Genomic DNA, 4,329 nt, shown 5'->3' with positions numbered 1-4,329 from the left:
TGACTGGAGGTCAGAAAATGAACATCAAGAGCCTTCTTCTCGGCTCAGCTGCGGCCCTGATCGCAGTTTCCGGTGCGCGCGCCGCCGACGCCGTTGTCGTCGCCGAGCCGGAACCGGCTGAATACGTCAAGATCTGCGACGTGTACGGCTCGGGCTACTTCTACATCCCCGGCACCGAAACCTGCCTGCGCATCGGCGGCTATGTCCGTTACGACATCGGCGTCGGCGACGTCGGCGCGTTCGACGGCGCGACGTCCGCCGATGTTGAGGACGGCGGCAGCAACGACACCTTCTACAAGAATGCCCGCTTCACGCTGAAGACCTGGACCGGCCAGGAAACCGAGCTCGGCACCTTGAAGACCTACACCGAGACCCGCTGGAACTTCGGCAACCGCAACGCCGATCTGGGCGCGGACGGCGACGTCAATCCGGCCTTCAACAAGGGCACTTCGCTGAACTTCGCCTGGATCCAGCTCGGTGGGCTGCGCGTCGGTAAGGACGAATCGGCGTTCAACACGTTCATCGGCTACGCCGGCAACGTCATCCAGGATACGCTGGTTCCCTACGGCGATTTCGACACCAACGTCGTCCAGTACTACTTCGACGCCGGCAACGGCTTCTCGGCCGTGGTCTCGCTCGAAGAGGGTTCCGGCTTCGACACGATCGACAGCTACGTTCCGCATGTCGTCGGCGGCGTGAAGTACACGCAGGGCTGGGGCGCCATCACCGGCGTAATCTCCTACGACAGCAACTACGAAGAAGTGGCCGGCAAGGTTCGCTTGGACGTGAACGCTTCGGACGCGATCCAGCTGTGGGTCATGGCCGGCTACGGCACCGACGACAACCTGCTGGATAACGCCGGCAACGCTGTCGACGCCAGTGGCCGCGGCTTCTACAAGCAGTGGAGCGGCAACTGGGCAGTCTGGGGCGGCGGCACCTACAAGTTCAACGAGAAGACCTCTTTGAATGCTCAGTTGTCCTATGACGAAGGCAAGAACTTCGGCGCAGCGGTGAACGTTGCTTACGACATCGTTCCCGGCCTCACGGTCACGGCCGAAGTCGACTACATGCACGTCGGTGAGGACACGGTCTCTAACTGGACCGGCGCTACCAAGGAAAATAGCCTCGGCGGTCTCATCCGCTTCCAGCGCTCGTTCTAAGGGCTGGTTGTCCACAGGTGAAATCCAGCCCGGGTGCTTCAACGCCCGGGCTGTTTTTGTTTTCGTGACGGGCAGGGTGAACAGAAGGAAGAGGGGGTTCGATAGCTGAAGTCGGCAAAGCGGTTCGTTGGGATTCGCCCTCGGGCGGATGAAATCGGATTTGTCAGACTTAACTCTTGAAAGGACGCTTCCAAGCGGATAGGTGACGCCTACCCACTTGGGGGTGTGGTCAAAAAAATGACGAACGAAGCGATTCAAGAGGGGGGAGCCTCTGACCATTTCGCGATGTTTTCTTCTCAGGCCGTAAAGATTAGATACGGCTACGACAAGATAAGAGAAGTAAAGTCGTATCAGGTCGGAGAGCTGTTTTCAGCATATCGGGATATACTCTGGGATGATGGGCGACATAAATACAATGTCAGCTCTTTCATCGGCGAAATCGATGAGATCCTCCTCGGGGAGCGTTTCAGCGCCTTTGACCAGAGCACCCTGGACAACCTTATCGGAACCCTGCGCCAGCGCGGCAACAGCAACGCGACCATCAATCGTAAGATGGCCGCTCTCAGCAAACTGCTGCGCAAGGCTCACAAGATGGGGGATATCCACAGCCTGCCCGAGTTCCGCCGCCAGAAGGAGCGGGCGGGACGGATTCGTTTCTTGGAAAAGGACGAAGAGGCGAGGCTGTTTGCGGCGATCAGGAGCCGCAGCGAGGACGCTTACCGGCTCGCCGTCTTCCTTGTCGACACCGGCTGCCGCCTCGGCGAGGCGCTCGGCCTGATCTGGAACGACATTCAGGAGCACCGCGTCTCCTTCTGGATCACCAAGTCCGGTCGCAGCCGCACCATTCCGATGACCGCTCGCGTCAAGGAAGTCATCAAGCTGCCAGTCACCGAGGGACGCCGTCCCAAGGGCCCCTTCACCACGTTCAGCCAGGCGCAATTCCGCGCCATCTGGAATGAGGCGAAGGGCGAGGTTGGCCTTGCCGCCGACGAACAGGTGGTGCCGCACATACTGCGTCACACCTGCGCCTCGCGACTCGTCCAGGGCGGCATCGACATCAGGCGCGTGCAGATGTGGCTCGGCCACCAAACGCTGTCGATGACCATGCGCTACGCGCATCTCGCCACCAACGACCTCGACGGCTGTGTCTTCGTGCTGGAAACGCCGCGCGGCAATGCGGCGGCCACGGAGAGTTCCGTCTTTTCGTCCCCGCTGACCGCGCCATCATCCTCAAAGCCGGCGCGTAAGCCGAAGCGCGAAGCGGCTGCGGTGAAAGCAGCCGGGAAAAGCTCCAGGGCCAACTAGCTCGTTTCCTTCTCCCGTTCACGGGGAGAAGGTGCCGGCGGCGGATGAGGGGCGGCGCCGACGTTCAGAACCGGTTGCCGTAATTCCGGAAGCGATTGCCTTTCTAAGCGTTTCTATACTGTTGCAATAGCTCATCGGCCGATTTTGAACTTTGGATTACTTCTTTTGGATTTTCCGCTCCGCCCGATCCAGGAACGCGGCGATGGCGACAGGCAAGGTGCCCGTTTCGAGGAACGGCGCATGACCCTGGCCCTCGACCGTGATTGTTTCGATGCCGGGATGGCGCTTTTGCATCTCCGCAAGCGTTGCTGCTGACAGCAGCTTGGAGTTTGCGCCACGTATGGCAAGCAGCGGCAACGCCGTGAGCGCCTCGAATTGCGGCCACAGATCGGGCAGCGGCTTGCTGAAGTCGAGACTGGCCAGCGTATCGACCAGCCTTGGGTCGAAATCCGACACCAGCCCGGCGTCGGTCTCGTGATAGAGCGCCGACACCATTCGCTCCCAATCCGCTTCGGTCAGTGCCGGAAAGTCTGCGCCATGCACGCCGCGCTGGGCACTGAGTGCCTCGGTAAACGTCCTCGGCTTCGGTGCGCCGTCGAGATAGGAGCGTATATGGGCGAGGCCGGGCGCCTCGATCACCGGGCCGATGTCATTCAGAACGACGGCCTTCAGCACCGCCGGCGCGATCGCGCCGAGGACATGGATGATCAGCCCGCCGCGCGAGGTGCCGATGAAACCGGCGTCCTCGATGTCCAGTGCCGCCAGCCCGGCCAGGACATCGCCGGCCTCGACGCCGACAGTGTAATGGCTGATATCAGGGTCATAGGCCGATTGCCCGCGCCCGCGATAGTCGAAGGCGACAACCTTGCGCTCGGTCTGGCTCGACAGGCGCAGTGCCAATTCGTGGAAGTCGCGCGCGTTGCGGGTGAGGCCGGGCAGGCAGACGACAGGCCAACGACCCGAATTGATTTCGCCATAGATGCGGGCGTGAAGCCGGAGCCCATCCGGCGCGTCATAGAAAAAGTCGGAGAAACCTTCGCCTGGCATGCGGACACGTCCCTCGCCATTGCCGATTCGTCTGCGAGTGCTACAGGCGAGGGCAGGGGCGGTCAAATCGGTGAGGCTCCTCCTTCTCACCTTGTGGAGAAGGTGGCCGAGCGAAGCTCGGTCGGATGAGGGGTGCTCCAGCTTGGCGACGGCGGCGATCCGTCCAACACCCCTCAACCGTCTCGGCGCTACGCGCCGAGCCACCTTCTCCCACAGGGGGAGAAGGGGAAAAACGGCTCAACTCCGCCCATTCACCAGATCTCCGACGATGTCGTACTTCCCGGAAATACGCATCTTGTAGACCTCGTAATTCTCCATCACGCGCTGCACGTAGCTTCTTGTTTCCGTGTAGGGAATCCGCTCGATCCAGTCGACGACGGCATCCGTGTCCTTGCCGCGCGGGTCGCCGTATTTGGCCACCCATTGGGCGGCGCGGTTGGGACCCGCATTGTAGCCGGCAAAAGTCAGCACGTAGGAGCCGCTGAAGCGGTCGAGTTGCTCGCCGAGGAAAGCGGCGCCCAGCGTCGCATTATAGCCGGCGTCGCTTGTCAGCCGCGTCTGCGAGAACGTCAGCCCGGCCTTCTTCGCCAATTGCCTGGCCGTGCCCGGCATCAATTGCAGCAGCCCGCGCGCGCCGGCGCTGGAGATGGCGCCGACATTGAACTCGCTTTCCTGGCGCGCGATCGCATAGGCCAGCGCCTTGCCGGATCCGGAAATGTCGGCGGTGTCGGGGATGACGCCAAGCGGGTGCGACAGCGCGCCGACATCGATGCCGCGCGCGACGGCGATCTTGCCGACCTTCAGCGCCATGAAATGG

4 protein-coding genes are annotated in these 4,329 nt (G+C 61.8%); 2 read left to right on the top strand and 2 right to left on the bottom strand.

All coding sequences use genetic code 11. The annotated features are described in order from the left end of the window. Positions 1 to 17 precede the first annotated feature (17 nt). Both EN742_RS25980 and EN742_RS25975 read left to right on the top strand, forming a co-directional pair. Positions 18 to 1,160 (top strand): porin, encoded by a 1,143-nt coding sequence (locus tag EN742_RS25980; RefSeq protein ID WP_128333444.1) that lies wholly within the window; start codon positions 18 to 20, stop codon positions 1,158 to 1,160. Positions 1,161 to 1,397: 237 nt separating this feature from the next. Further along, positions 1,398 to 2,465 (top strand): site-specific integrase, encoded by a 1,068-nt coding sequence (locus tag EN742_RS25975; RefSeq protein WP_128333443.1) that lies wholly within the window; start codon positions 1,398 to 1,400, stop codon positions 2,463 to 2,465. A gap of 156 nt (positions 2,466 to 2,621) precedes the next feature. On the opposite strand, the gene EN742_RS25970 is transcribed toward EN742_RS25975, so the two are convergent. Together EN742_RS25970 and EN742_RS25965 are read right to left on the bottom strand one after the other, a co-directional pair. After that, complete coding sequence (locus EN742_RS25970) at positions 2,622 to 3,512, bottom strand: alpha/beta hydrolase (protein ID WP_128333442.1); 891 nt, start codon at positions 3,510 to 3,512, stop codon at positions 2,622 to 2,624. A gap of 237 nt (positions 3,513 to 3,749) precedes the next feature. Then, positions 3,750 to 4,329, bottom strand: a 580-nt coding sequence (locus EN742_RS25965; protein ID WP_148670254.1) for a lytic transglycosylase domain-containing protein, incomplete at its 5' end; no start/stop codon positions are given.

This window comes from Mesorhizobium sp. M4A.F.Ca.ET.020.02.1.1 (assembly GCF_004022645.1).
GTDB lineage: Bacteria > Pseudomonadota > Alphaproteobacteria > Rhizobiales > Rhizobiaceae > Mesorhizobium.
Note: the sequence above shows the minus strand (reverse complement) of the source record. Positions and strands in the feature narration are given on the sequence as shown.

Excerpts from the sequence above, each read along its gene's own strand:
- EN742_RS25970 (WP_128333442.1), bottom strand. The coding sequence starts at position 3,512 with ATGCCAGGCGAAGGTTTCTCCGACTTTTTCTATGACGCGCCGGATGGG.
- EN742_RS25980 (WP_128333444.1), top strand. The coding sequence starts at position 18 with ATGAACATCAAGAGCCTTCTTCTCGGCTCAGCTGCGGCCCTGATCGCA.
- EN742_RS25975 (WP_128333443.1), top strand. The coding sequence starts at position 1,398 with ATGACGAACGAAGCGATTCAAGAGGGGGGAGCCTCTGACCATTTCGCG.